Source organism: Pseudomonas sp. H11T01 (assembly GCF_048515765.1).
Taxonomy (GTDB): Bacteria; Pseudomonadota; Gammaproteobacteria; order Pseudomonadales; family Pseudomonadaceae; genus Aquipseudomonas.
This window is the reverse complement of the sequence record NZ_JBLYED010000005.1, coordinates 265,047-289,802: the sequence shown is the minus strand read 5'-3', so window position 1 is coordinate 289,802 and position 24,756 is coordinate 265,047. Positions and strand designations below refer to the sequence as shown.

The 24,756-nt window shown below is 59.9% G+C and carries 26 protein-coding genes and 1 pseudogene; 14 read left to right on the top strand and 13 right to left on the bottom strand.

The window, feature by feature from the left end; genetic code table 11:
- Position 1: 1 nt before the first annotated feature.
- The gene (locus ACN1C3_RS09285; protein WP_419115513.1) at positions 2-400 is read left to right on the top strand and encodes a hypothetical protein; all 399 of its coding nucleotides are present in this window, start codon (positions 2-4) and stop codon (positions 398-400) included.
- A 151-nt stretch (positions 401-551) separates the two neighbouring features.
- Here ACN1C3_RS09285 and ACN1C3_RS09280 read toward each other — a convergent pair whose 3' ends face one another.
- Positions 552-824, bottom strand: a complete 273-nt coding sequence (locus tag ACN1C3_RS09280; RefSeq protein WP_419115512.1) for a hypothetical protein — start codon at positions 822-824, stop codon at positions 552-554.
- A 437-nt stretch (positions 825-1,261) separates the two neighbouring features.
- Here ACN1C3_RS09280 and ACN1C3_RS09275 point away from each other — a divergent pair, with 437 nt between their 5' ends.
- From ACN1C3_RS09275 to ACN1C3_RS09265, 3 genes are read left to right on the top strand one after another with little or no spacing between them, the layout of a single operon-like run.
- Positions 1,262-1,930 carry an ABC transporter ATP-binding protein gene (locus ACN1C3_RS09275; protein ID WP_419115511.1) on the top strand — a complete coding sequence of 223 codons (669 nt, stop codon included), beginning with the start codon at positions 1,262-1,264 and terminating at the stop codon, positions 1,928-1,930.
- Positions 1,930-4,410 (top strand): FtsX-like permease family protein, encoded by a 2,481-nt coding sequence (locus ACN1C3_RS09270; RefSeq protein ID WP_419115510.1) that lies wholly within the window; start codon positions 1,930-1,932, stop codon positions 4,408-4,410. Before ACN1C3_RS09275 ends, ACN1C3_RS09270 begins: the two co-directional genes overlap by 1 nt.
- Positions 4,400-5,485, top strand: coding sequence for a lipocalin-like domain-containing protein (locus ACN1C3_RS09265; RefSeq protein ID WP_419115509.1), 1,086 nt, complete (start codon positions 4,400-4,402; stop codon positions 5,483-5,485). Before ACN1C3_RS09270 ends, ACN1C3_RS09265 begins: the two co-directional genes overlap by 11 nt.
- Positions 5,486-5,771: 286 nt before the next feature.
- Here ACN1C3_RS09265 and ACN1C3_RS09260 read toward each other — a convergent pair whose 3' ends face one another.
- Both ACN1C3_RS09260 and ACN1C3_RS09255 read right to left on the bottom strand, forming a co-directional pair.
- On the bottom strand, positions 5,772-7,169 hold the full coding sequence (locus tag ACN1C3_RS09260; protein WP_419115508.1) for a VOC family protein: 1,398 nt from the start codon (positions 7,167-7,169) through the stop codon (positions 5,772-5,774).
- Positions 7,170-7,517: 348 nt separating this feature from the next.
- Positions 7,518-7,637 (bottom strand): annotated as a pseudogene (locus tag ACN1C3_RS09255) (alpha/beta hydrolase); the annotation flags it as partial.
- A 137-nt stretch (positions 7,638-7,774) separates the two neighbouring features.
- On the opposite strand from ACN1C3_RS09255, the gene ACN1C3_RS09250 reads away from it, so the two are divergent.
- From ACN1C3_RS09250 to cobF, 3 genes are all read left to right on the top strand, one after another.
- Positions 7,775-8,848 (top strand): diguanylate cyclase, encoded by a 1,074-nt coding sequence (locus tag ACN1C3_RS09250; protein ID WP_419115507.1) that lies wholly within the window; start codon positions 7,775-7,777, stop codon positions 8,846-8,848.
- A gap of 158 nt (positions 8,849-9,006) precedes the next feature.
- Positions 9,007-9,594 carry a histidine phosphatase family protein gene (locus tag ACN1C3_RS09245; RefSeq protein ID WP_419115506.1) on the top strand — a complete coding sequence of 196 codons (588 nt, stop codon included), beginning with the start codon at positions 9,007-9,009 and terminating at the stop codon, positions 9,592-9,594.
- Entirely contained in the window at positions 9,591-10,358 is a 768-nt protein-coding gene (cobF, locus tag ACN1C3_RS09240; protein WP_419115505.1) for a precorrin-6A synthase (deacetylating), read from the top strand. Before ACN1C3_RS09245 ends, cobF begins: the two co-directional genes overlap by 4 nt.
- A 171-nt stretch (positions 10,359-10,529) precedes the next feature.
- Here cobF and ACN1C3_RS09235 read toward each other — a convergent pair whose 3' ends face one another.
- On the bottom strand, positions 10,530-11,168 hold the full coding sequence (locus ACN1C3_RS09235; RefSeq protein ID WP_419115504.1) for a type 1 glutamine amidotransferase: 639 nt from the start codon (positions 11,166-11,168) through the stop codon (positions 10,530-10,532).
- 291 nt (positions 11,169-11,459) lie between these two features.
- Here ACN1C3_RS09235 and ACN1C3_RS09230 point away from each other — a divergent pair, with 291 nt between their 5' ends.
- A complete protein-coding gene (locus tag ACN1C3_RS09230) occupies positions 11,460-12,176 on the top strand; it encodes an alpha/beta hydrolase (protein WP_419115503.1) in 717 nt (238 codons plus the stop codon).
- Between the two features lie 32 nt (positions 12,177-12,208).
- On the opposite strand, the gene ACN1C3_RS09225 is transcribed toward ACN1C3_RS09230, so the two are convergent.
- From ACN1C3_RS09225 to glcD, 7 genes are all read right to left on the bottom strand, one after another.
- The gene (locus tag ACN1C3_RS09225) at positions 12,209-12,790 is read right to left on the bottom strand and encodes a hypothetical protein (RefSeq protein WP_419115502.1); all 582 of its coding nucleotides are present in this window, start codon (positions 12,788-12,790) and stop codon (positions 12,209-12,211) included.
- A 96-nt stretch (positions 12,791-12,886) separates the two neighbouring features.
- On the bottom strand, positions 12,887-13,561 hold the full coding sequence (locus tag ACN1C3_RS09220) for a glutathione S-transferase family protein (RefSeq protein ID WP_419115501.1): 675 nt from the start codon (positions 13,559-13,561) through the stop codon (positions 12,887-12,889).
- Between the two features lie 236 nt (positions 13,562-13,797).
- A complete protein-coding gene (locus ACN1C3_RS09215; RefSeq protein WP_419115500.1) occupies positions 13,798-14,235 on the bottom strand; it encodes a thiol-disulfide oxidoreductase DCC family protein in 438 nt (145 codons plus the stop codon).
- Positions 14,236-14,307: 72 nt separating this feature from the next.
- Positions 14,308-14,709 (bottom strand): heme-binding protein, encoded by a 402-nt coding sequence (locus ACN1C3_RS09210; RefSeq protein ID WP_419115499.1) that lies wholly within the window; start codon positions 14,707-14,709, stop codon positions 14,308-14,310.
- A 30-nt stretch (positions 14,710-14,739) separates the two neighbouring features.
- On the bottom strand, positions 14,740-15,957 hold the full coding sequence (glcF, locus tag ACN1C3_RS09205) for a glycolate oxidase subunit GlcF (protein WP_419115498.1): 1,218 nt from the start codon (positions 15,955-15,957) through the stop codon (positions 14,740-14,742).
- A 3-nt stretch (positions 15,958-15,960) separates the two neighbouring features.
- On the bottom strand, positions 15,961-17,025 hold the full coding sequence (gene glcE, locus ACN1C3_RS09200; RefSeq protein WP_419115497.1) for a glycolate oxidase subunit GlcE: 1,065 nt from the start codon (positions 17,023-17,025) through the stop codon (positions 15,961-15,963).
- Positions 17,025-18,524 carry a glycolate oxidase subunit GlcD gene (gene glcD / locus ACN1C3_RS09195; RefSeq protein WP_419115496.1) on the bottom strand — a complete coding sequence of 500 codons (1,500 nt, stop codon included), beginning with the start codon at positions 18,522-18,524 and terminating at the stop codon, positions 17,025-17,027. The genes glcE and glcD overlap by 1 nt, the downstream gene beginning before the upstream one ends.
- A gap of 192 nt (positions 18,525-18,716) precedes the next feature.
- Here glcD and ACN1C3_RS09190 point away from each other — a divergent pair, with 192 nt between their 5' ends.
- Positions 18,717-18,884: a metallothionein gene (locus ACN1C3_RS09190; protein WP_419115495.1), complete on the top strand. Its 168-nt coding sequence runs from the start codon at positions 18,717-18,719 to the stop codon at positions 18,882-18,884.
- Positions 18,885-18,943: 59 nt separating this feature from the next.
- Here ACN1C3_RS09190 and ACN1C3_RS09185 read toward each other — a convergent pair whose 3' ends face one another.
- Positions 18,944-19,171, bottom strand: coding sequence for a DUF6555 family protein (locus ACN1C3_RS09185; RefSeq protein ID WP_419115494.1), 228 nt, complete (start codon positions 19,169-19,171; stop codon positions 18,944-18,946).
- Between the two features lie 234 nt (positions 19,172-19,405).
- Here ACN1C3_RS09185 and ACN1C3_RS09180 point away from each other — a divergent pair, with 234 nt between their 5' ends.
- The 3 genes from ACN1C3_RS09180 (at position 19,406) to ACN1C3_RS09170 (ending at position 21,498) form a co-directional block, all read left to right on the top strand.
- A complete protein-coding gene (locus ACN1C3_RS09180; protein ID WP_419115493.1) occupies positions 19,406-20,185 on the top strand; it encodes an AraC family transcriptional regulator in 780 nt (259 codons plus the stop codon).
- A 139-nt stretch (positions 20,186-20,324) separates the two neighbouring features.
- A complete protein-coding gene (locus ACN1C3_RS09175) occupies positions 20,325-20,498 on the top strand; it encodes a DUF1427 family protein (RefSeq protein WP_419115492.1) in 174 nt (57 codons plus the stop codon).
- A 43-nt stretch (positions 20,499-20,541) separates the two neighbouring features.
- Entirely contained in the window at positions 20,542-21,498 is a 957-nt protein-coding gene (locus ACN1C3_RS09170) for a quinone oxidoreductase family protein (RefSeq protein ID WP_419115491.1), read from the top strand.
- 417 nt (positions 21,499-21,915) lie between these two features.
- Here ACN1C3_RS09170 and ACN1C3_RS09165 read toward each other — a convergent pair whose 3' ends face one another.
- A complete protein-coding gene (locus tag ACN1C3_RS09165; protein ID WP_419115490.1) occupies positions 21,916-22,290 on the bottom strand; it encodes a DUF6124 family protein in 375 nt (124 codons plus the stop codon).
- A gap of 325 nt (positions 22,291-22,615) precedes the next feature.
- Between ACN1C3_RS09165 and selD the strand changes: the two genes are divergently transcribed.
- Positions 22,616-23,650 (top strand): selenide, water dikinase SelD, encoded by a 1,035-nt coding sequence (gene selD / locus ACN1C3_RS09160; RefSeq protein ID WP_419115489.1) that lies wholly within the window; start codon positions 22,616-22,618, stop codon positions 23,648-23,650.
- Entirely contained in the window at positions 23,650-24,753 is a 1,104-nt protein-coding gene (mnmH, locus tag ACN1C3_RS09155; protein ID WP_419115488.1) for a tRNA 2-selenouridine(34) synthase MnmH, read from the top strand. The genes selD and mnmH overlap by 1 nt, the downstream gene beginning before the upstream one ends.
- The last annotated feature ends 3 nt before the right edge of the window (positions 24,754-24,756 follow it).

Sequence of the window (24,756 nt, the reverse complement as noted above, 5' to 3'; positions counted from 1 at the left end):
AATGGACAGTGTAGAAGTAACCATCATCAGGAATAACAAACGACAAAACGCAAAGCTTGTTTGTGATACGAAAAAATTGACTATTGATTTAATTATGGAAAATGGGTTTAGCAAAGTTTACACCGGGAGTGATTTTTATGACTGTTTGAGTCATATCAGAGCGGACCACCGCGACATCACTTTTCTGTGTAAAGGTGCAAAAATAAATGTCCATCCGTCCAGCATGTCGTCACAAATGTCTCTTGGAATAAAGGCATATGAGCTAACACTAGGGAAGGCTCCTTCACTAAGTGATGTAGTGAGTATTTTTGATTACGAAGAAAACAACCTTACAAATGATCCAGAAATACAAAAAGGTTTTTATAGGCTCTGGCTAGAGACGGATAACACCGAAGAATAGGGCTAACAATTGGATCGTTCCCACGCTCTGCGTGGGAATGCCTCACTGGACGCGCAGCAATCGCTTCGGCAGTGACGCAGAGCGTCACGGGCTGCATTCCCACGCAGAGCGTGGGAACGATCATGGGCGCCCCTGAGGTCGCCCGTTTTGTTTATGGCGCCATCTGCGCCCGTAGTCGCCGTCCGATCACGTCCATCAGATCGCAGCCGTCGCGCAGCGGGATGGCGAGGACTCGGGCGAAGTCGTGCAGGACCACGGCGTCGGAGTGGATCTCTTCGCGCATGGCGAGGTTTTCCAGGAGTTGGGTCACGGCACGGAGGCGGTAGTCAGCCATTTCGAGCAGGACGTCGAGGGGTGCTTCGGTGTCGATTAACAGGGCGTGGAAGTCGTTGTCGACTCCAGTGATGGGCATATAGCGATTCATGGGCAAAAAACTCCACTTGATTAAAGAGATTTACCGATCTGCGAGTCGCCAAACCCGGTCGCCATGTGGGCGACCGGCGGACTATAAGCTTCATCCTTGGAGCGGTGCAAGGCGTTGATGTGGCGGGATCTCCGAGGCTGGTGTAGGACGTTCGGCAGACGGGGGGTGGCGGTGGGCCAGATATGAGGGGAGGTCAATAACTTCTGTGTTGACGGGGAGGGCCTCATCGCGAGCAAGCCCGCTCCCACACTGGATCTGCGTTAGACCACAATGGTGTGATTGGCCAAGAACTAATGTGGGAGCGGGCTTGCTCGCGATGAACGATAACGCGGTTGATCTGACGAACTCACGATGCGCGGTTGGCTGTCAAATACCATTCGGGGAGACCACCAGCGTCCGCTATCCTTGGCCTCACCCCCTGCTAAACGAGTGTTCCCATGCTTCAGGTGCAAGGCGTGTTCAAGAGCTATGCAACGCCGCAGGGTCCGCTGGCGGTGTTGCAGGGTGTCGACTTGCAGTTGAGGCACGGCAGTAGCCTGGCGCTGATGGGGGAGTCGGGCAGTGGCAAAAGCACGCTGCTGCACCTGATTGCCGGGCTGGATAAGGTCGATCGCGGCAGTATCCGGATCGGCGATCAGCGGCTCGATCAGATGAACGAAGCGCAACTGGCGAACTGGCGGCGTACCGAAGTGGGTCTGGTGTTTCAGCAATTCAACCTGATCAGCAGCCTGCGGGTGGACGACAATCTGGCCTTTCAGGCGCGTCTGGCCGGGCGTTATGAACCGGTGTGGCAAGCGCAGTTGATCGAGCGGCTGGGGCTGGGCGACGTGCTTGAGCGCTACCCCGAACAGCTCTCTGGCGGTCAGCAACAACGGGTGGCCCTGGGGCGTGCGCTGGCTTCGCGTCCTGCTTTGCTGCTGGCCGATGAACCCACCGGCAGCCTCGACGAAACCACCAGCGATGAAGTGCTGAAATTGCTCCTGGAACTGCTCGAAGACAGCCCCACCAGCCTGTTGATGGTCACTCACAGCCCGAGGGTCGCGGCGCGTCTGGCGGAGAAAGTCGTGCTGCATGGCGGGCGTCTGGCTGGCGTCGGGGAGCCCTGATGCGGGTTTTTTATGGGGCAATGCGGGCGCTGCTCAGCCACTGGCGGCAGCATCCGGTACAGTTTTTCAGCGTGCTGACCGGGCTCTGGCTGGCCACCGGCCTGCTGACCGGTGTGCAAGCGCTGAACAGTCAGGCGCGCGATAGCTACGCGCGGGCCAGCCAGTTGATCGGCGGCGAACCCCAGGCCAGCCTCACTGCGCCCAATGGGGCGACCTTCTCCCAGGAATTGTTCGTTAACTTGCGGCGTGCCGGTTGGCCGGTATCGCCAATGCTGCAGGCGCGGTTGTCGCTCAAGGGCCATGAAGATCAACGCCTGCAATTGATGGGGATAGAACCGCTGTCGTTACCGGCCGGGTCTGCGGTGGCCGGGCAGGCGCTGGAGATGGCGCGGATGGTCGACTTCATCAGCCCGCCGGGCAGCACCTGGATCGCGCCGCAAACGTTGCAGACATTGGGTTATCACGAAGGTGAACAACCACTCACCGTGAAGGGGCAACGCTTACCGCCGCTGCACAGCCAGACCGACATGGCGCCCGGTGTATTGCTGGTGGATATCGGTTTTGCGCAACAGCTGCTGGACATGCCACAACAACTCTCGCGACTGTTGCTGCCCAAAGATTTTGCCGCCACCCAGCCGTCGTTACCTGAAGCGGTTGCCAGGCAGTTAGTGCTCAAACGCAGTGGCGAAGAAAACAACCTGTCGCGCCTGACCGAAAGTTTTCACCTGAACCTCGACGCCTTGGGGTTTCTGTCGTTCGTGGTGGGCCTGTTTATCGTGCACGCCGCTATCGGCCTGGCCCTGGAGCAACGCCGCGGATTAATAAGAACCCTGCGGGCCTGCGGTGTCAGTGCGCGGATGCTGATCTTCAGCCTGAGTGTGGAGTTGGGTGGCCTGGCGCTGCTGGGCGCAATTGCCGGGGTCGCCAGCGGTTACTGGCTGGCCGGTTGGCTGTTGCCGGATGTCGCTGCCAGCCTGCGTGGGTTGTACGGCGCCGAAGTGGCCGGGCACTTGAACCTGAGCCCGCTTTGGTGGCTCAGTGGGGTGGGCGTGAGTCTGCTCGGTGCGCTGCTGGCCGGTGCCAACAGTTTGCTGCGTGCGGCGCGCTTGCCGTTGCTCGCGCTGGCCAACCCGCAAGCCTGGCATCAGGCCTATGCCCGCTGGCTGCGACGTCAGGGGTGGGTGGCGGCCATTGCCGGTGGGGTGGCGCTATTGGCGTTGTGGCGGGGTGACAGTTTGACCAGCGGTTTTGTGCTGATGGCGGGCCTGTTGCTGGGGGCGGCACTGGGCTTGCCAGTGTTGCTTAATGCCGTACTGAGCGTTGTGCTCACGCGCACTCGCTCGGTGTTGGGCCAGTGGTTTATTGCCGATTGCCGCCAGCAATTACCGGCGTTAAGTCTGGCGTTGATGGCGCTGTTGTTGGCACTGGCCACCAACATTGGCGCCGGCAGCATGACCGCCGGCTTTCGTCAGACCTTCAGCGACTGGCTCGAGCAGCGCCTGAGCGCCGAGCTGTACATCACTCCAACCCGACCGACCCAGGCCCGCGATATTCAAACCTGGCTGAACCAACAGCCACAGATCACTGCGGTATTGCCCAGTTGGCAGGTTTCAATCCAGTTGCAAGGCTGGCCAGCGGATGTGTATGGCGTCATCGATCACCCGATGTATCGCCAACACTGGCCGTTGCTGCAAGGGCAGGGGGACAACCCCTGGGATCAGCTCGCCGCCGACGACACGCTGATGCTCAGCGAACAATTGGCCCGCCGACTGAAGGTGCAGCTGGGCGATCGGCTGACGATTCCCAGCCCCCAAGGCCCATGGTCGCCGCGCATCGTCGGGATCTATGCCGATTACGGCAATCCCAAAGGCCATTTACTGGTCAACGCCGAACACCTTCAGCGCTATTGGCCGCAGCTGGCGCCGAGTCGTTTCAACGTGCGCATTGACCCGGCGTCCGTGCCGCCATTGGTGCGCGCTCTGCAAGCGCGCTTTGCGCTGGACGACAACCGTATCGTCGATCAGACGCAACTCAAGGGGTGGTCCACGCAAGTGTTCGAACGCACCTTCGCCGCCACCGCAGCGCTCAACAGCCTGACCCTGGGGGTAGCCGGTGTGGCGCTGTTTATCAGTCTGCTGACTCAAAGCCAGAGTCGTCTCGGGCAACTGGCACCGTTATGGGCGTTGGGTGTGACCCGGCGTCAACTGATGCTGCTCAACCTGGGGCAGACCTGGTTGTTGGCGGTGCTGACGTTGCTGGCGGCGTTGCCGTTAGGGATCGTGCTGGCGTGGTGCCTGAACGCGGTGATTAACGTTCAGGCGTTTGGCTGGCGTCTGCCGCTGCGGATCTTCCCGCTGCAACTGTTGCAGTTGATGGCCCTGGCTTTGTTGGCGACGTTGCTGGCGTCGGCCTGGCCGCTGCTCAAACTCTACCGCAGTCAACCGGCCGATCTGCTCAGGACCTTTGCCCATGAAGATTAAACCGCTGCGGCTCGGCGTGTTGTTGTGGGTGCTGTGGCAACTGAGCGGTTGCGATGACTCGCCCAAAAACACCGAAAGCTTTGCCGGGTTGGGCAATGAGGCGGCGGCTTTCACGCCCGTGGTTCCCGGTAGAACCTTCAGTTTTCCAGCCGATCACGGGCCCCACGACGGCTTTCGCATCGAGTGGTGGTACGTCACCGCCAACCTGAAAGACGATCAGGGGCAGAGCTTCGGTGTGCAGTGGACCTTGTTCCGCAATGCGCTGAAAGCCGTGCCCGAGCAACCCGGTTGGGGCAACCAGACGATCTGGCTGGGCCATGCCGCGGTGACTTCCGCCTATCAGCACCACGCCGCCGAACGCTATGCCCGTGGCGGCGTCGGCCAGGCCGGGGTCAGTGCTACGCCGTTCTCTGCCTGGATCGATGATTGGAATTTTGCCAGCCAGTCAGGCACCGAAAACCCATTGGCCGACCTGCAGTTGCACGCAGGTGGGCAAGGCTTCAGCTATCAATTGCGCCTGACCTCGAGCAAACCCTTGGTGCTGCAAGGCGAGCAGGGCTTCAGTCAAAAATCGGAACAAGGCCAGGCGTCGTATTACTACAGCCAGCCGTTTTTTCAGGCAGCGGGCAGTCTTGAGATCGACGGCAAAACCTGGCAGGTCAGCGGTCCGGCCTGGCTCGACCGCGAGTGGAGCAGCCAGCCGTTGACCGCCAACCAAACCGGTTGGGACTGGTTTTCCCTGCATTTGGATAACGGTGAGCAACTGATGCTGTTTCGTGTGCGCGAAAAGGAGGGCGCCTCGTACCTGACCGGGACCTGGATAGGGGCCGATGGACGAACTCAAACACTGCACCAGGGCGACATCAGCCTCACGCCATTGGCGTCCTCTGATGTAGCGGGGCGCAAGATGCCGACCCGCTGGTCGATCAAAATCCCCGGCAAAGGTCTGGACATCACCACGGTAGCGTTGAACCCCAACGCCTGGATGGCGCTGCGGATTCCTTACTGGGAGGGCCCGGTGCAGGTGAGTGGCAGTCATGCCGGCAGCGGTTATCTGGAAATGACCGGGTATTGAGTCGGTGCGATCAGTTCTGAATGGTCAAACGGGTGAGTTCAGTTCAAGAAATATTGTGTCCAGATTTATTCAGAGTCTGTGCGCGGACATATTGCTCAGGTTCCTTTAAAATCCCTACCGTTCGCCCAGTGTAACGGCTCTTTACCGGTGCACGGATTGCCAAGGCCACCGCACTGGGCGAACTCCCTTCTGATCGCTAAGCGACACTCAAGCGCACGCCAGATCTGGCGCGCTTAATCCACATAGAACTCACTCATATCAACCGTACGGTCTGATAACGGCACAGTCACGCCAGTGGTGGCAGATTGAGCGCGGTACAGCATTCCAGTATCGAACGCCGCTGAGTCTCGGCATACAGCGCCAGTTCGTTGATGGTCGAACGGCCCAGGGCTTTCTCGAACTCCTGCTGGTTCGATTCGCTGGCGTAGTGGCTTTGCGCGTCATCACCCAGGTTGGACTGGAAGATGCCCGCCGCACTGACCGGCAAAAAGTCCTCATACACCAGCGGCTCGAAGCGAATGTAGTGCCCGCTGATCAAGCTTTCCAGTGTCTGTGCGTTCGACAGATCGCCGCCTGCGGCAAGGCCCTTTTCGGTGACGAAGTAGCGGAAGTAGGCCAGCCCTTGCTGGCGCATGCCGGTGTAGGTGTCCGGGAACCCGGCGAAATGTGCGTGCAGCAGCGTGTTGTAGCGCTGGGCATTTTCTTCGTTGGGGAAATCCTTCAGTTCATCGCGAGCGGCATTCAGCAAGCGGTCGTACAGCGTCCGGCCTTCTGGTGTCAGCGCCGCGCCGCGTTGTTCGATTTCGCCGAAACGGGCGCTGTGGCTACCGCTGGCCTGGCCTTGATCAACGAAAGCGATGGGTTCTTCAAGGGCCTTGAAGCTGGTCTGGCGCAACAGAATCGGGCACTCACGGCGCGGCGGGCCTTCGATCACGGCTTTTGGGGTAATGCCGTGTTTGGGCATTTGCGCCTGAACCACATCAATGTCCAGGGTGCGCGGGGTCAGGTGATTGATGTGCGGCCCTTTGAAGGCCACCACGTCGGCGACCAATCGGTGCTGAGCGCTCAATTTCTGGTACTGCTCGGCGGTGACGGTTGCGCTGTGATGCCAGCGGAAGGTTTCCAGGGCTTGTTCGACGAAGTCCTTGGCATCCTGTTCGTTGAGCCCGCCCTGGGCTTCGGACTTCTCGATCAAAGCCAACGCGGTTGGCGTGAAGATCGAGCGCTTGGCCAAAACCGATTGGGCAAACTCTCGCAGCTCAGGGTTTTCGATGAGTTCCAGCCTGAGCAACGAGGTGAACACCCGAAACGGGCTGATCTGCAACGACGCCTCATGCACCGCGCGGAACGCGGTGGAATGCACCGGCACCCCGGCGGGCGTCAAGTCGTAATAGCCAACCGGTTGCATGCCCATCACGGCAAACAAGCGGCTGAGGGTCGCCAGTTCCTGGGCGGTGCCGACGCGGATGGCGCCATGGCGCTCCAGGTCCAGTCGTTCGATTTCACCGGTGGTGCGCAGCTGTTGCGCGACGCTGCTGTCGGCCCTCAGCACCTGGGCGTTGGTCTGCGCTACCAATTCCATCAACGCGCCATACAACGGCACCTCTTCGCGGTACATGTCCGACATTGCCCGTGAAAAGCGTTGGCGGATCAGGTCAGGGCTGACAAAGCTCTGGATGCTCATAGACAGAATTCCCGGCGCAGTGAAAATCGTGGGTTCAAGGAGTTTTTTCGTTACCCGATTCTGTTCGGGGCAGGGGGCGCTGACAAACGAAGTTTCTTCTGAACTTCATTCTGCAAATGACTGCACCTGCGATGTAGAGCACAGCCCTGTGGCGAAGGAGGGCCTGATGCCGATAAGTTAAGCTGACTCGGACTTGATGCAAGGAAAATCTAATGTGGGAGCGGGCTTGCTCGCGATGCAGACGCTGCGGTGTATCAGTTCAACCGTGTCATCGTTCTTCGCGAGCAAGCCCGCTCCCACACTGGATCTGTGAAGTTTTGGAGATTGCATCAGCTTAATTGACCGGCATCAGGCCTGTCCTTCCAAAAACTCCCGGTACAGCCGCGCCGTTTGCGCCGGGCGCTCAACCATCGGCATATGCCCGATGTCGTCCCACAGCTCCACGCGAAGCTGGGCAATGCCTTGGGTTCAGACCTGCGCGCTCTTTCGAGGCGCTGACCGGTGATGGCTATTTGCCGTTGCCCTGATAGACTCTCAGCAAACCCGCAAGCAGAAAACCGGCGTCTCAGGTTCCGTTCAGCAGCACAGAGGAGCGTTGGCCCCCTATGGGACACTCTGGAGGAAAAGGACTTTCATTGGCCAGGAGGCTGTACACCTCGCGAATGCTGGGCCTTGCCTTGGGACTTCTTTTGGTGGCGGCGGCGATGTATCCGCTCGATCCACCGCGCTGGGTCTGGGTGTTCATGGTTTTCAACGCCGTGATCTGGCCGCATCTGGGCTTTCAATGGGCGCGCCGGTCGAACGTGCCTTACCACGCGGAACATCGCAATTTGCTGATCGACTCGTTTCTCGGCGGCTTCTGGGTCGCTGCCATGCACTTCAATCCATTGCCCAGTGCGAGCACGCTGTCGATGATGGCGATGAATAACGTCGCCATCGGTGGCATGCGATTTCTACTGGTCGGTGGTGCCGCTCAGCTATTGGGCATCGGCACCGGTCTGCTGATTTTTTCACCGGCCTTCATCCCCCAAACCAGCCCGTTGCAGCTGTATGCCTGCCTGCCGTTGTTGACCCTATACCCCTTGGTGCTGGGCTGGATCTGTTTTCGGCAAGCCCATACGTTGGGGCGGCACAAGCGCGAGTTGCTGGCGCTGAGCCGAACCGACAGCTTGACTGGCCTGCTGAACCATGGCGCCTGGAAGGATCAACTGGACATCGAGTTTCAGCGTTGCCAGTGCCAGCGCAAGGGTGGGGCGATTGCACTGATCGACATCGATCATTTCAAATCCATCAACGATACCTACGGCCATGTCGCCGGGGACATCGTGCTGCGTCAGTTGAGCAAGATCCTCAAACAAAACCTGCGTGCCAGCGACCTGGTCGGGCGTTACGGCGGCGACGAATTCTGCGTGATTCTGCCGGACGTGCCGCTGACCAGCGCCGTGCAGACCATGGATGCCCTACGCGATCGCTTCGCCTGTCTGGGTTATGAGCAAACCCCAGCGCTGAAGGTCAGCCTGAGCATCGGTCTGGCCTCGTTCAGCTCGGCGCACACCGACCCGACCCTGTGGCTCCATGATGCCGACCAGGCGTTATATGAAGCAAAAGCCACTGGACGTAACCGGGTCATTTGCCGGGCCGATGGGACACCGCATCAGCTCATGGTCCGCTCGGTGTGAAGCGGTTCCTGGTTGTCGCATCCGCCCACGCGGGAGCGTGGGAACGATCACATGAGGTGATCAAGGTGGAGTAAACGTGACAGATCGGGAAAGTCTCGGCGACAAATGATACAAACCCATCGACAGCGTCTCGATTGCCCTGACCCGAGAGATTGACCTTGCAAGCCACCCGTCTGACCTTGATCTGCCATGCCCGAACCGTCGCACAGAAGCTGGCGCGTTTTCCCTTGGACGAGTCCCTGGAAATGGATTGGCAGGTAGCGCAGGGCTCTCGGGCCGGCGACTTCAAGCGTGCGCCGCAATTGCTCCGCGCGCCCGAGGCCAGGGCAAAGCAGACCGCCGGGTTGTTCGGGGCCGAGATCGAAATCGTTCCTGCCTTGCGCGATTGCGACTTCGGGCGGTGGCAAGGTCTGCGGATCGATGATCTGCAAAAGAATGAACCCGAAGCACTTCAAGCCTGGTTGACCGATCACTCTTCGGCGCCCCACGGCGGTGAATCTGTCGCGCAACTGTGCGAGCGGGTGGCTGATTGGCTGGAGACGTTGCGCAGTACGCCAGGGCACTTCGTCGCGATCACTCATCCGTTCGTCATTCGCGCAGCGATAATGCACGTCATGCAGTGCCCACCTGCTGCGTTCAACGTGATCGATGTCGAGCCCTTGTCGGCCACCGAGTTGCGCTTCAATGGGCGGTGGAGATTACGGTTGCAGGCAAACGGCGCTGACACGGAGACGATCACCCCATGAAAAAAATTCTGATCATCGGCATCGGCGCCGGTAACCCGGAATACATCACTGTGCAGGCGGTCAACGCGCTGAATCGGGTTGATGTGTTCTTCATCATGGACAAGGGGCAGAGCAAGGAAAAGCTCACCGACCTGCGCCGTGACATCTGCGAACGCTACATCACCGATCACGACTACCGCTTCGTCGAAGCCCACAGCCCCGAGCGTGTCCGTGGCGATGTGGACTACACCTCAAGCGTCCATGATCTGAACCGCGACAAGCAGCAAACCTTCGAGCGACTGGTCAACGAGGAGATGGCGGACGACGAATGCGCGGCATTTTTGGTGTGGGGTGATCCGGCGTTGTACGACAGCACCATCAGAATTTTGCAGGCAATTCTCGCGAGCGGTCGTTGCACCTTCGACTTCGAGGTCATCCCCGGCATCAGCAGCGTTCAGGCGCTGGCGGCGCAACACAAAGTGCCATTGAACAGCATCGGTCGATCGGTAGAGATCACCACCGGGCGACGGCTGGCTGCCGGATTGGTCAGCGATGCCGACAGTGTGGTGGTGATGCTCGATGCCGAGGATTCCTGGCGGCATGTCATGGATCAGAATCTGGACATCTATTGGGGCGCTTACCTGGGTACGCCGGATGAAATTCTGATTGCTGGCAAACTCAAGGATGTTGCCGATGAAATCGAGCGCGTACGCAAAGCCGCGCGCTTGGCCAATGGCTGGATTATGGATACGTATTTGTTGCGAAAACCTGAATCTGGAGAGTGAGTGTTCAAAATTTGTGGTGTCTGTCCAGGCCAATCGCGAGCAAGCCCGCTCCCACATTAGATCTCCTGCGTATACAGAAACTGTGTAAGACCGAGATTCAGTGTGGGAGCGGGCTTGCTCGCGATTGGCCCTCAAATACAACGCAAGAATCGAGCTTTACTCACCGCCCAGTCAGCCCCACCACTCATCCAGCGCCCCCTGCAACCAGTCAAACACTTGCCCGTAGGCAACACTGTCATCCTGGTCGCGGGGCAGGGGTGATTCCTCGGCGAAGTGGGCATTAAGTGCTGCCACCGATTCAGCGTTCCACTCCGGATGAAACTGCAAACCCACCCGTGTCGGGCCGACGGCGTACATCTGCTGCTCGCACTTCACGCTGCTGGCCAGCAACTTGGCGTCTGGCGGTAGATCGATTGCATCCTCGTGCCATTCCAGCACCTTTAATGAACGGCCATCGGCAAAGGTCACCTCAGTCCAGCCGGTCTCGGTGTCGGCCATCCGCCGCACATCCCCGCCAAGGGCCCGTGCCAGCAGTTGCGCGCCAAGGCAAATCGCGAACACCGGTGCATTCTGGGCCAGGCTTGCAGCCAACCAGTTACGTTCCTCACCCAGCCAGTCCGGCCCGGCGTTGGACTCGTACGGCCCACCCAGAATGATCACGGGTGAAGCGCTGATGGGCGGCAGTTCACCGAGGTCGGCACGAAAAACCTTCAACGTCAGCCCTCGGGCTTCGGCCCACTGGGCAATGGCGCCTGGCCCTTCGGCGGGATGGTGCTGGATCAGGCTCAATGAAGTTGGATTGTTCGGCACGGCAGTTCCTCTGTTCAGTCGGTGGCACGATCGTGATTTTTTATAACAGATATGCGTCGATTGTGATGATGTCTTCGCGGACAAGCCACGCTCCCACAGAAATCACGCGGTCTCTGTGGGAGCCGGGCTTGCCCGCGATGGGCTGCGAAGCGGCCCCAAAACCAGCCGCCACGGTTCTTCAGACAGAGCGCCGACCGACGGGGTAAGCCCCCTCGCCACATGAAACTTCGTGATCCACCTTCACAGTGCTAGGCTCTGGCGCGAATCCGCTGTGCTGTAAAAGGAAGGACTATGTTCAAGTTTTTGGCCATGGCGCTGTTGCTGGCGTCCACCGCCGCGCAGGCGCAAACCCCGCTGCAAACCGATTTGCCGTTGAAGTATCTGGAACAGGCCAATCCTGACTCGCGCAATCAGCCGCTGGTGATTTTCCTGCATGGTTACGGCAGTAATGAAGAGGATTTGTTCGGGATCAAGGACGAGTTGCCTGCCCAGTACACCTATGTCTCGGCGCGGGCGCCGCAGGTGCTGGATGGAGACAGCTATCAGTGGTTTCACAAAAAAGGCGAGGGTGCCTACGACGGCGAAACCGCTGACCTGAACAGCAGCGCCAAGCTGATCGCCGATTTTATCGCCCAGGCCACCGTGAAATATCACACTCAAAGCGACAAGGTTTTTCTGGTGGGGTTTAGTCAGGGCGCGATCATGTCCTACGAGGTTGCCCTGCGCCATCCAGAGATGGTGCGCGGGATCGCGGCGTTGAGCGGCAAGGTTCTACCGGTGCTGAAGTCTCAGCTCAAACCCGCCAAAAATCTTGAACAGTTGGCGATTTTTATCGGCCATGGCACGGCCGATCAGCGGCTTCCCTATACCGATGGCAGCGATGCCGACAGCCTGTTGAAAAGTCTGGCGCTGAAACCAGCATTTCATGCCTATCCGGGCATCGGCCACACCATCACTGCAAACGAAATGCAGGATTTGAACAGCTGGCTGCGCACGCTCAATCAATGAGGCTGGAGCGGCATTTTCCGCTCCCATCCGGCTTATTTCCCGCCGATGATCTGCTTGACCAGCGCAGAGTGTCCGGTCGGGTCATCGGCGCGGGAGATGATCTGAATCACCAGGATGCGGCTGCCCGAGCCCGCCAATAAGGTGGTGTCCAGGGTATTGCCGCCGCCCATGGTGGCTGCACTCTCGATCTGGCGCAGGCCAAGGCCTTTGATGGTCAGTTTCTTTTCGTCCAGTTTCTTGAAGTCAGGCAACGCTGCGCTTTGTTTCTGGAGGAAGCTTTCAACCGCGCTGTCGAGGAATGTGCTGTCGTTGTCTTTGGTTTGCACGCCATCGGTGCGGACGTTTTCAGCAACCAGCACCACGGTTTTGCTGGTTTGGTTGGTGTACATCGTGCCCATCGCACCGGCAGTGCCGCTGGCTGAGTCGCCAGGAGGCAGCGGGTTGGCCTCAAAGCCCTGGGGCAGGTTGACAGTGAATTTACCGCCCAGGGTCGAGACCTTTTGCTCGGTCGAGGTTTTCGCCGCCGGCTGGGTGGCTGCGTAGACGCTCATGGCCCCGAAACTGGCCGCGGCGGCCAGTAGCAAAACGATGGCTTTGTTACCGAACAATGACATTCCAACTCTCCAGGGTGATCGCGCTGTGGAGGCGATCATCCCATGGGTGGAGCAAATCACTCCAGTATCGTTTTCCTTGATAGAGCGCTGATCGGGTTACAGCGCTGCGTTCTGTGGGAACAACGCACGACGGGTTTCTTCATCGAATTCAGCTTTGAGAACCAGTTTCTCTTTCAGACTCAAAGCGCGTTGCGCAGCAGGACGGGCGCTGATTTCGTTGAACAGGCGTTGCACGTTCGGGTAAGCGGCCAGACCGTTTTCGCCAAGGATGTACGGTGCGTAGTTGGCCCAGCCCCACAGAGCCATGTCGGCGATGCTGTAGTTGTCACCCGCCAGATAAGGGTGGTCAGCGAGGCGCTGATCGAGCACGCGGTAGTGGCGTTCGACTTCTTTGAGGTAACGGTTTTTCGCGTAAGGCAGCGCTTCCGGGGCGTGATGCAGAAAGTGCACAGCCTGGCCGGAGAACGGCGAAAGGCCGGTGGCGATGAACATCAGCCAGGACAGTAGCTCACCCTGACCGGTGGCGGAGGTCGGCAGGAAACGCTGATGTTTTTGCGCCAGGTGCAGCAGGATCGCCTGGGAGTCGAACACCTGGACGTCGCCCTCCACCAGCGCCGGGACCTTGGCGTTCGGGTTGATTGCAAGGAACGCGGGCAGATGTTGCTCGCCTTTGAAGGTGTCGACGCCGATCAGCTCATAGGGCGTTTCCAGCTCTTCGAGCAGCAGCGCGACTTTCATCGGGTTCGGTGACGGGTGGAAATAAAATTTCATGGTGTAGGCCTCAGTCAATGTAGGGGGGAGCGGAACTGAGGCTGATGGTGAGCCAATCATGTTCGATTGACGTACCATCATTTCGGTCTAGTCGTGCGAAAGCATCGAACATGTTGTCTGTTGAAAGTCTCGCTATCAGCAGCGCCATTTGATGACGCTACGGGTGCAGGGGCGCGATCAGTTTGTTTGAGGTTCTGCTTGGCGTGATTGAGCCTTACGAAGGCGCCAGGACGATCTCAGTCCTGATCATCAAGAAACCGCCCTTTATGATCAGCGCTGGGCAACTGGCAGGTATCGTAGCGACCGAACAGCCGGTAGCGATTTTGTGCGATGCGGTCGTAGCACCAATCCCTGATTCCTTTGGGAATGACACTCATCACTGTCAGCAGGCGCCAGGGTTGTGGCAGATGCTTCATTACCCGCAAAAAGGCCTCTGAGCGCACATACAACGTATTGCCTTCAATGAACGCCATGGTGTCGAAACGCTCCGTCGGCAAGCAGAACCAGGCCAGCAAGGCTTGTCCTTCGACGGATTGCACGGACGCCAACTTGATCTTTTTGTGGCGGTCATGGCGGATCAAAAATCGCACCGAACCGTTACATAACTTGCAGACACCGTCGAACAACACGACGCGGTCACCGGGTTGCAGGAAGGGCGGGGTGGTGGTGTTCATCCGGTTCCTTGATGAGGGGGCAGCGTCAGTCTTCATGGCGTTTTTTTATCACCCGGCAATGCACGGTTTTGCTCAATTCAGGCATTGGGCGCCGGCTCTGGCGACTTGAGCGTCCTGCTCGGCTTTCACCCCAGACACCCCGACCGCGCCGATCACCTGCCCATCGACGATGATCGGCACGCCGCCTTCCAGCGAGGTCAGCAGTGGCGCCGACAGAAAGGCGCTGCGCCCCCCGTTGACCATGTCCTCATAGCCCTTGGATTCACGGCGACCGAGGGCTGAGGTGCGGGCTTTTTCCGTGGCGATATAGGCGCTGATCGCTGCGCAGCCATCGAGACGTTCAAGGGCCAACGGGTGGCCACCGTCATCGACGACGGCGATGGTCACCGCCCATTGATGGGTCTGTGCTTCGGTGCGTGCGGCGGCAAGGATCTGACTGACTTCGGTCTGGCTCAATACGGCTTTGGTTTTCATGGGGTTCTCCAATGGACGCTGTTCGTTCGATTAAAGCAGGGCATCTTCGACCAGTTCGATCCAGTGCCTGACAGGGGTTCGGCCGGCGCCATCGAGGTGGGTCTGGCAGCCGATGTTGGCGGTGACGATCACCTCGGGTTTGCCGCTTTCCAGTGCGTTGAGCTTGTTGTCGCGCAGCTGCCTGGACAGCTCGGGTTGGGTCAGCGAATAAGTGCCCGCCGAGCCGCAGCACAAATGGCTGTCCGGGACGGGCGTGAGGTTGAAGCCCAGGCGGGTCAGCAGCTCTTCCACCGCGCCGCCGAGCTTTTGTGCGTGTTGCAAGGTGCAGGGGCAATGGAAGGCGATGCGCATGGCAGCGTTGACCTTGAGTGGTTCCAACGGCTCATCACGCAGCACCTCCACCAGATCCCTGGCCAGGGCGCTGACCCGTTTGGCCTTGGCCGCATAGGCCGGGTCCTGTTCCAGCAGATGGCCGTAATCCTTGATGAAGGCCCCACAACCGCTGGCCGTCTGCACTATGGCTTCGGCACCGTTTTCAATGCTCGGCCACCAGGCGTCGATATTGCGTCGAGCACGGTTGAGGCCGGCCTCCTGGGCGTTCAAGTGATAGTCCACGGCGCCGCAGCATCCGGCCTGGCTGATCGGCGTGACGCTGATTTTCAGACGATCCAGGACGCGCGCCGTGGCCGCATTGGTGTTGGGTGACAGGCTCGGTTGCACGCAGCCTTCGAGCATCAATACGTGCCGCGCATGCTGCGTCGTCGGCCGCGCCTTGGCCGGGTGCACGGTGCGCGGCAACTTGACCTGAAGTACCTCAGGCAACAGCGGACGAAAGACTTCGCCGGTGTTGATCAAGGTCCTGAATAACCCGGGGTTTGGCACCACCGCCCGCAGACTCTCGCGTAGCAGGCGCTGGCCGAGAGGGCGCGGCACGGCCGCGTCGACCACCGCGCGGCCGATGTCCAGCAGGTTGTGGTAATCCACGCCGGACGGGCAGGTGGTTTCACAGTTGCGGCACGTCAGGCAACGGTCCAGGTGCAGTTGGGTCTTTGCGGTGGGCTCATGGCCTTCCAGCACTTGCTTGATCAGGTAGATGCGCCCGCGTGGGCCGTCCAGCTCATCGCCGAGCAGTTGATAGGTCGGGCAGGTGGCGTTACAGAAACCGCAATGCACGCAGGTGCGCAGGATGCTTTCGGCTTCTTCGGCGCGGGGCAGACGTTTGGCCTGTTCACTTAAGGTGGTCTGCATGGTTCAAAGCTCCGCGTACATCCGGCCCGGGTTGAAGATCCCTTGCGGGTCCAGTTGCCTCTTGAGTTGGCGGTGATAGCGCAGCAATGCGGGGGGCAACGGTTGGAAGGGACTGTCGATGAGCCCGTGGCTGTAGCAGGTCGCATGACCGCCGGCCTTTTGGGCAATTGAGCGAATGACGTCAGCATCGGCGTCGGATTTCAGCCAGCGTTGGGCACCGGCCCAATCGATCAGCTGCTCGCCGGGCAGATCAAGGACGCCGGTGTTGTTGGGCACTGACAGACGCCACAGCGGCTGGCCTTCATCGAAAAAGGCCAGACGCTGTTCATTCAGCTCGCACCAATAGCCTGGCTCGAGCGATTCGCCGCCGAGGCGATCATGGGCGGCAGCCACCGACCCTTCGCCCCCTTCCAGACGCAGATACAAACGCTGGCCGTCATGGCTGGCGGCGCTGATGGGCAAGGGCTGTTGGCCCCATTCGGCAAGCTTGCTCAAGGCGCGCGCGCTGTCCATTTCCAGCGAAATACTCAAGCACTGGCGCGGTTTGGGCAGAACCTTCAACGACACTTCAGTCAGCAGGCCAAGGCAGCCGTAACTGCCCACCAGCAAACGCGACAGATCGTAACCGGCGACGTTCTTCATCACCTCGCCGCCGAAGCGCAGGTGTTTGCCCAGGCCGTTGATCACGCGGGTGCCGAGGACGAAGTCACGCACCGAGCCGGCCCAGGGTCGACGGGGCCCGGACAAACCCGCAGCGACCATTCCGCCCACTGTCGCGCCCTCGCCGAAAGACGGCGGTTCGCAGGGCAGCATCTGGCCGGCCGCTTCCAGGGCTGCGGACAGATCGGCCAACGGCGTGCCGGCCCGCGCGGTGATCACCAGTTCGGTCGGGTCGTAACTGACGATGCCGCAATGACCGCGCGTGTCGAGCACTTCGCCTGCGACCGGGCGGCCGAGAAACGCCTTGCTATTGGAACCCTGGATCAGCAACGGCGTGGCATTGTTCAGCGCCTGGTTGACCTGTTCCAGCAGCGCAGCGCTGGCGTCGACATTCTGTTCGACATACATCAAAAACGCTCCAGTTCAGGGAAGGGCAACTGTCCCAGGTGCACATGCATGGCACCGAACTCGGCGCAGCGGTGCAGCGTCGGGATGTTCTTGCCGGGATTGAGCAGACCGCTGGGGTCGAACGCGGCTTTAACGGCGTGGAACAGGGTCAACTCATCACTATTGAACTGGGCGCACATCTGGTTGATTTTCTCGCGGCCGACACCGTGCTCGCCGGTGATGCTGCCGCCGACCTTGACGCACAGCTCAAGGATCTTGCCGCCAAGGGTCTCGGCACGATCCAGTTCACCAGGTTGATTGGCATCGAACAGAATCAGCGGGTGCATGTTGCCGTCACCGGCGTGAAACACGTTGGCGACCCGCAGGTCATATTCGGCGGCCAGCGCGGCGATGCCTTTGAGCACGCCGGGGAGTTCGCGGCGGGGGATGGTCCCGTCCATGCAGTAGTAATCTGGCGACAGTCGTCCCACCGCAGGAAAGGCATTTTTGCGTCCGGCCCAGAATAGAACCCGTTCGGCTTCGTCGCGGGCCTGGCGCACTTCGGTGGCGCCTGCGCGCTCAAGTACCGCGCGCACCCGGTCGCAATCATCCTGGACGTCCGCTTCGACTCCATCGAGTTCGCACAGCAGAATGGCTTCGGCGTCTACCGGGTAGCCGGCATGAATGAAATCCTCGGCCGCGCGAATCGCCAGGTTGTCCATCATCTCCAGACCACCTGGAATGATGCCTTCGGCAATGATGTCGCCGACGGCGCGTCCGGCTTTTTCCACGGAGTCGAAGGCGGCAAGGAGCACTTTGGCGATTTGCGGTTTGGGCAGCAGTTTGACCGTGACTTCGGTGATGATCCCGAGCATGCCTTCGGAGCCGGTGAACAGCGCCAGCAGGTCGAAACCCGGCGAGTCGAGGGCGTCTGAACCCAGGGTCAGGTGTTCACCTTCGACGGTGAGGATGTCGACCTTGAGCAGGTTATGCACGGTCAGCCCGTACTTGAGGCAATGCACGCCACCGGCGTTCTCGGCCACATTGCCGCCAATGGAACAGGCGATCTGTGAGGACGGGTCCGGCGCGTAATACAAGCCAAAAGGGGCGGCGGCCTGGGAGATCGCCAGGTTGCGCACGCCGGGTTGAACGCGAGCGCTGCGGGCGGCGGGGTCGATGTGCAGAATGCTGTTGAAGCGCGCCATCACCAGCAACACGCCTTTCTCCAACGGCAATGCACCACCGGAAAGCCCGGTACCGGCACCGCGTGCGACCACCGGCACCTGGCGCTCATGGCAGAGTTTGAGCAGGCCTTGTACCTGCTCGATGTTGCGCGGCAGCGCCACCAGCATTGGTGTGGTGCGGTAGGCGGACAGACCGTCGCACTCGTAAGGCTTAAGTTCTTCCTCGCGGTGCAGGATGTCCAGATCGGGCAATCGTGCTTGTAGAGCCAGGAGCAGGGCGCCCTTATCAACGTCAGGCAGAGCGCCGTCGACGCGTTCATCGTAGAGAATATTCATGGGTAGCTAACGACCCTGAGTTGCTTTTATTAGAGGCCTGTTCGCAGGAACAGCTGACTTCCATCATTGACCTCAGAGGGCTTGCTGTCCATGTGTTGGAACGCCAGGAATCAAGATCGAAAAAGGGCGATCACGGTTTAAGGCGTGGCTGCTAAGCTGTGTTTTGACGACCACAACACTGGAGTCAAACTTATGGCAACTGACACCTGCGCCTGCAAAAACTGCACTTGTAAAATCGGCGAGCATTCCATCGTCCGCCACGGCAAGCACTATTGCTGCCAGGCGTGTGCCGATCATCACGCGAACGGAGAGGCTTGCGCTTCAACGGGCTGCAAGTGTGCCAAAGGCGCCCACGGCTGATCGCGAAGACTAAGGTGGAGCCTGGCGCGGCTCCACTCTCATTCTGTTGCGGGCGCTGATTAACGGGTCGGCCGCCATGTGACGTTTTCGATTCCGAATTTTTCGGCCACCGGCCTGCTGGTTTTTTTTACTTTCTCCAGCCCAAAGCGACCGATCCGGCCGACCCCCGCGTCACAACTCGCCCAGTGCCAGGCCTCTGCGTTGTCCATTTTGTCCAGGCGGATGATGAAAGACTTCGGCGTGCCGTGCAGGGTGTATTCAATGATGAAAAGTTTTGCGTTGGTCATAGATCCACTGTTCCTCCCTGTTGTAAGTAAAGTGATCATTGATGTTCTGGAAAATTCACTCGGATTGTCTGATGGAAACATCTTGGGTGATTTCGTGATTTTTATGATGTCCGAACGGATTTGTTTTTAAGGTTTTAATATCCGTTTGAGTGGTATTCGGTTTCTTCGCCAAGTGGTAACAATCCCGACGCCTCGCTACGATGGGGCATCTCCAGACGATTACGATCCTTCGCCATGGCCCTTGCCGCTCCCCCCGATCTCAGTGATACCGATGTGCCGGTGCAACCTTTGTCGCGCACCTATCCGCGTGGCTTGTATATCGAGCCGCACGAGCATGTCTGGGGCCAGTTGCTGTACGCGATGAGCGGAGTCATGTGGGTCGAAACGCCTCACGAAGCGCTGGTGGTACCGCCGCAACGGGCGGTCTGGTTGCCGCCTGGGGTGGCGCACGGGATTCGTGTGGTGTCGGATCTGCAGATGCGCAATATCTATTTGCGACCGGCCTTGGCCGCGACGCTGGACAGCAGCGTCCAGGTCATCGAGGTAGGCGGGTTGTTGCGTGAATTGATCCTCAGGCTGGTGGAGCAGGGCGACGATCAGCAACAGGATTACTACCAGGCGTTGGTCAGTCTGGCGTTGCTGGAGCTCAAACGAGCCAGGCGTTCAGTGCTGAAAATCCCTATGCCCGACGACTCCGACCGACGCCTGATGAATCTGTGTCAGGCGGTCATGTCGGCGCCTTCGCTGGATATTCCTTTTGAGCAACACGCGGAAAATGCCGGCGCCAGCGTGCGCACCCTCGCGCGGCTGTTCAAGGACGGGCTGGGTATGGGCTTCGCTGAGTGGCGGCGGCAGGTACAACTGGCGACAGCGGTGGCCGAGTTGATTCAGGGAGTGCCGGTGAGCTTGATTGCGCGCTCGCTGGGCTATTCGCCGAGCAGTTTCAGCGACATGTTCCGTCGTGAACTGGGTGTGGCGCCTTCGCAGTACCCATTGGGCAATCCCCAGCCCTGAGCGGTCAGGACGGCGGTTTTTGGCCGAAAGCCAGAAGTACTTGGCCGATCCCTTCGGCGACCGGCTCTTACACTCTGTGCCTGTCTTAACGTCGTCGCTCGCCCTCCCGGGCCGCGACACCACGTGCACGGAGTCGAACATGAACTACCTTATTTCATTGGCTATTGGTTTGGGTGTTGGTGTGCTCTATGGCGCGCTGGACTTCCGCTCGCCTGCGCCGCCGGCCATCGCGCTGGTGGGGCTGCTGGGCATGTTGGCTGGCGAGCAGTTGTGGCCCATGGGCCGGCAGTTGGTCGCTGGCTGGTTGTCCTGAAACGCGCTGCAAGATCCCTGGATTCTTTTTGACGGAGGCACTTATGAAAGCACTGCAATTTTCCACAACCGGCGACCTCGCGGCGCTGCAATACGTCGACGTCCCCATGCCGGTAGCGGGTGCCGGTGAGGTGCTGGTGCAGATCAAAGCCGCAGGCCTCAACCCCAGCGATGTGAAGAACGTGCTGGGGCGCTTTCCTTACACCACCCTGCCGCGGATTCCCGGCCGTGACTTTGCCGGTGTCGTGGTGGAAGGTCCGCAGGCGCTGGTTGGACAGGAAGTCTGGGGCACGGGCAAAGAGCTGGGCTTTTTCGCCGATGGCTCCCATGCGCAATACGTGACCCTTTCAGCCAAGGGTGTGGCGCGCAAACCCACTCATTTGAGCTTTGCTCAGGCCGCCAGCCTCGGTGTGCCTTACACCACGGCGTGGGATGCGCTGGAGCGCAGTCTGGTCACCGCCGAAACTCGTTTGCTGGTGATCGGCAGTGGCGCGGTGGGCAGCGCGGCACTGGCGCTGGCGAAGATTCGTGGCGCTCAGGTGTTGGCGGCGGCCCGTCGTCCCGAACAGGTCAAGGCGTTGCAGGCCCAGGGCTTCAACGCGATTCAACTGGATAATCCGGGGGACCTTGCAGCACAGGTCAACGCTGTCTATGCCGGTGGCGCCGACGTGATTTTCGACACCACGGGTTTCTGGCTGCCGGCTGCGGTACCGGCGCTGGCGAATTTTGGGCGCATCGCAATCATCGCTGCGCCAGCGGACGGCCATGTGCAGTTGCCGGCTCTGGCCCTGTATCGCCGAGGTGGTTCGGTGGTCGGGATCAACTCGTTGCTGTACGGCGTAGAGGCCTGTGCGGCAATGCTCGAGCAGTTCGGTCGGTTTTTCGATGAAGGGTTATTGCCGTTGCCCGAAGGATTGTTTGAATCGCCATTGGCCGAAGGGTTGGAGCGCTATAGCGAGGTGAATCAAGGCAGCGGCGAGAAGGTGGTTTTGGTGCCTTGATACGGTGTTTACGTCGAGCGCTAACCTGTGGCGAGGGGGCTTGTTCCAATGCCGGTAAGTTAAGGTGTGACACTGGACCTGTGGAGAGTGGGGCCTGCTGCGGGCGGGTTCCTACGATGGCGGCCTGATAGCCGGCCTGGGTTTTTTGACCGGGTACATATCCGTTTTTGTGGTCGCGGCGACTATTGGTTTCGCTTTTACAGCGAGTCACTTTCGAAAAGCCGGCACTCCGGCTTTTCGAAAGTGACCCGCCATAAGGGCGGAACCCTAAGTCGCCGTTACTGCAGAAACGGATATGTACACAATCAAAGAACCCCGCCTTACGACGGCTTCGCCGCCGAACGGGGCGGTGCGGCGTTCCGACAAGCCCCCTCGCCACAATGCGCTCTACCCAATGGAGCGGCCGGGTCTGACCCGCTACTCCCCCGAATCCCGTGGATCAACGTTATCCAGCGCCCGATTCGCCAACAACTCGCCCAGTTCGATCAACTGCGCAATGCCCAGCGCGACATGACGGCGCGAGCCTTCCAGTTCGAATGCCAGATCGCTGACCATGGCGTTGGCCGAGGCCAGGGTTTCGCTGAGGTTGACCAACAGACGTTCAGTGTCGATGCCATCAACCACGGCGAAAATATGCGGCGATGGTGGAGTGGTTTTTGGCTTGGATTCGCACGGCGGCGGCAGATGGAAATCGAGGGCGCGTTCGGCGGCTTCGTGGAGCTTTTTGGAATCGAGGGATTCGTAAGGGGAAGTGCTTTCGGTTTCAGGGGAGTTGGGGGTTACTTTGATCATGGTGACGCTCCTTGAGACATAAAAGCGTCAACTGATTAAAAAAGTTGGCGCTGTGCGCCCTGATGAACTCGGGCTACCAAACCCGGTCGCTGAATCGACAGTGACGGGGAGACAATAGAGGCGGGTAGCTAGACGCACAAGCCAGCAGGCTCTGGCGCAGTTGTAGGCAGCTGCGCAAGGCGGCGTAGGAGCTGGCGGAGCCTGCGATCTTTTGATTTTGATCCTGGCCATCTGGCGAACCGCCCCAAGGTCCCAGCCTGCAGCAACTCCATCGGGGCAGTGTTGCTGTAGAATCTCTCACCTTGACTTAACGAGGTGCACCCCCATGAGCGAGCCGATTCGCCTGACCCAGTACAGCCACGGCGCAGGCTGCGGCTGCAAGATTTCGCCCCAGGTGCTGGAGGTGATTCTGGCCGGCAGCGGTGCGCAGAACCTCGACCCCAAACTCTGGGTGGGCAATGCCTCCCGTGATGATGCGGCGGTGTATGCCATCGACGAAGAGCGCGGCGTGGTGTCGACCACCGACTTCTTCATGCCGATCGTCGACGATCCGTTCGATTTCGGTCGTATTGCCGCCACCAATGCCATCAGCGATATCTACGCCATGGGCGGCGATCCCTTGATGGCCATTGCGATTCTTGGCTGGCCGGTCAACGTGCTGGCGCCGGAGATTGCCCGGGAAGTGATTCGCGGCGGACGTTCGATTTGCGACGAGGCGGGGATTCCCTTGGCGGGCGGGCATTCGATCGATGCTCCAGAGCCGATCTTCGGCCTGGCCGTCACCGGTCTGGTGGAAAAACGTCATATGAAGCGCAACGACACGGCCACGGCCGGTTGCCTGCTGTATCTGACCAAGCCCTTGGGCATCGGCATCCTGACCACGGCCGAGAAGAAGGGCAAACTGCGTGACGCCGATGTCGGTCTGGCTCGCGACTGGATGTGCACCCTGAACAAACCCGGCAGCCGCTTTGGTAAGCTGGCGGGCGTGACGGCGATGACCGATGTCACCGGTTTTGGTCTGCTTGGGCACCTGGTGGAAATGGCCGATGGCAGTGGCGTGACGGCGCGTATCGAATATGACCGCGTGCCGCGTCTGCCTGGGGTCGAGTACTACCTCGATCTAGGCTGCGTGCCGGGCGGAACCCTGCGTAACTTTGACAGCTATGCCGACAAGATCGGTCGCGTCCAGGAGCTGCACAAACGAGTGCTCTGCGATCCGCAGACCAGCGGTGGCTTGCTGGTCGCCGTGACGCCTGAGGGCAACGCGCAGTTCCTGGCGGTTGCCGCAGAACTGGGCCTGGTGCTCGCACCCATCGGTGAACTGGTTGAACGACAGACGAACGCGGTAGAGGTGTTTTGATGCCCATCGACATCACCGACTACCGCGACATCTTCCTCAACGACCGGCCGATGATGGATACCCGTGCGCCGGTCGAGTTCACCAAGGGATCCTTCCCCGGGGTGATCAACCTGCCGCTGATGACCGACAACGAACGCGAGCGGGTCGGTACGTGCTACAAGCAGCAGGGCCAGCAGGCGGCCATCGTCCTCGGCCATCAGTTGGTCTCTGGCGACATCAAGGCCGAACGCATTCGGGCCTGGGCAGATTTTGCCCGGGCCAATCCCGATGGGTGTTTGTATTGCTTTCGCGGTGGCATGCGCTCGCAGATCGCCCAGCAATGGCTCAAGGACGAGGCCGGTATCGACTACCCGCGTGTTGGTGGCGGCTACAAGGCGATGCGCACCTTCCTGCTGGAAACGGTGGATCAAGCAGTCGCGCAGTGCGATTTTGTCTTGCTCGGTGGCATGACCGGCACCGGTAAAACCGAGGTGCTCACTCAGCTGAGCAATGGCCTGGACCTGGAAGGCCACGCCAATCACCGAGGATCCAGTTTCGGCAAGCGCGCGACGGGCCAACCCACAAATATCGATTTTGAAAACCGCCTGGCCGTGGACGTGCTGAAGAAGCGCGCCAAGGGCATCGAGCAATTCGTGCTGGAGGATGAGAGTCGCATGGTCGGCGGCTGCGCCTTGCCGCTCCCGCTTTATCAGGGTATGCAGCGTTTCCCCATGGTTTGGCTCGAAGACAGCCTGCAAGGGCGGGTCGAACGGATCCTGCGTGATTACGTGGTCAACCTGTGTGCGGAGTTTATTGCGGTGCATGGCGAGCAGGGCTTCGCACTCTTTTGCGAGCGAATGCTGGCGAGTTTGAACAATATCCACAAACGCTTGGGTGGCGAGCGTCACCAACGGATGCTGGCACTGATGGAGGCGGCGTTGGCGGAACAGGCGCGCAGCGGGGCGGTGGATTTGCACCGCGACTGGATCGAAGGCTTGCTGAGTGAGTACTACGACCCGATGTACGCCTTCCAGCGTGAGAGCAAAGGCGAGCGCATCGAGTTCGTTGGAGAGCGGGCCGCCGTGCTCGAGTATCTGCGTGAGCGCGGCAGCCGGCGTGGCTAAGGG

Excerpts from the sequence above, each read along its gene's own strand:
- ACN1C3_RS09265 (WP_419115509.1), top strand. The coding sequence starts at position 4,400 with ATGAAGATTAAACCGCTGCGGCTCGGCGTGTTGTTGTGGGTGCTGTGG.
- glcF (WP_419115498.1), bottom strand. The coding sequence starts at position 15,957 with ATGCAGACCACCTTAAGTGAACAGGCCAAACGTCTGCCCCGCGCCGAA.
- ACN1C3_RS09220 (WP_419115501.1), bottom strand. The coding sequence starts at position 13,561 with ATGAAATTTTATTTCCACCCGTCACCGAACCCGATGAAAGTCGCGCTG.
- ACN1C3_RS09215 (WP_419115500.1), bottom strand. The coding sequence starts at position 14,235 with ATGAACACCACCACCCCGCCCTTCCTGCAACCCGGTGACCGCGTCGTG.
- glcE (WP_419115497.1), bottom strand. The coding sequence starts at position 17,025 with ATGTATGTCGAACAGAATGTCGACGCCAGCGCTGCGCTGCTGGAACAG.
- cobF (WP_419115505.1), top strand. The coding sequence starts at position 9,591 with ATGAAAAAAATTCTGATCATCGGCATCGGCGCCGGTAACCCGGAATAC.
- ACN1C3_RS09225 (WP_419115502.1), bottom strand. The coding sequence starts at position 12,790 with ATGTCATTGTTCGGTAACAAAGCCATCGTTTTGCTACTGGCCGCCGCG.
- ACN1C3_RS09180 (WP_419115493.1), top strand. The coding sequence starts at position 19,406 with ATGGCCCTTGCCGCTCCCCCCGATCTCAGTGATACCGATGTGCCGGTG.
- glcD (WP_419115496.1), bottom strand. The coding sequence starts at position 18,524 with ATGAATATTCTCTACGATGAACGCGTCGACGGCGCTCTGCCTGACGTT.
- ACN1C3_RS09175 (WP_419115492.1), top strand. The coding sequence starts at position 20,325 with ATGAACTACCTTATTTCATTGGCTATTGGTTTGGGTGTTGGTGTGCTC.
- ACN1C3_RS09270 (WP_419115510.1), top strand. The coding sequence starts at position 1,930 with ATGCGGGTTTTTTATGGGGCAATGCGGGCGCTGCTCAGCCACTGGCGG.
- mnmH (WP_419115488.1), top strand. The coding sequence starts at position 23,650 with ATGCCCATCGACATCACCGACTACCGCGACATCTTCCTCAACGACCGG.
- ACN1C3_RS09190 (WP_419115495.1), top strand. The coding sequence starts at position 18,717 with ATGGCAACTGACACCTGCGCCTGCAAAAACTGCACTTGTAAAATCGGC.
- ACN1C3_RS09260 (WP_419115508.1), bottom strand. The coding sequence starts at position 7,169 with ATGAGCATCCAGAGCTTTGTCAGCCCTGACCTGATCCGCCAACGCTTT.
- ACN1C3_RS09185 (WP_419115494.1), bottom strand. The coding sequence starts at position 19,171 with ATGACCAACGCAAAACTTTTCATCATTGAATACACCCTGCACGGCACG.
- ACN1C3_RS09280 (WP_419115512.1), bottom strand. The coding sequence starts at position 824 with ATGAATCGCTATATGCCCATCACTGGAGTCGACAACGACTTCCACGCC.
- ACN1C3_RS09250 (WP_419115507.1), top strand. The coding sequence starts at position 7,775 with ATGGGACACTCTGGAGGAAAAGGACTTTCATTGGCCAGGAGGCTGTAC.
- selD (WP_419115489.1), top strand. The coding sequence starts at position 22,616 with ATGAGCGAGCCGATTCGCCTGACCCAGTACAGCCACGGCGCAGGCTGC.
- ACN1C3_RS09230 (WP_419115503.1), top strand. The coding sequence starts at position 11,460 with ATGTTCAAGTTTTTGGCCATGGCGCTGTTGCTGGCGTCCACCGCCGCG.
- ACN1C3_RS09170 (WP_419115491.1), top strand. The coding sequence starts at position 20,542 with ATGAAAGCACTGCAATTTTCCACAACCGGCGACCTCGCGGCGCTGCAA.
- ACN1C3_RS09275 (WP_419115511.1), top strand. The coding sequence starts at position 1,262 with ATGCTTCAGGTGCAAGGCGTGTTCAAGAGCTATGCAACGCCGCAGGGT.
- ACN1C3_RS09210 (WP_419115499.1), bottom strand. The coding sequence starts at position 14,709 with ATGAAAACCAAAGCCGTATTGAGCCAGACCGAAGTCAGTCAGATCCTT.
- ACN1C3_RS09285 (WP_419115513.1), top strand. The coding sequence starts at position 2 with ATGGACAGTGTAGAAGTAACCATCATCAGGAATAACAAACGACAAAAC.
- ACN1C3_RS09165 (WP_419115490.1), bottom strand. The coding sequence starts at position 22,290 with ATGATCAAAGTAACCCCCAACTCCCCTGAAACCGAAAGCACTTCCCCT.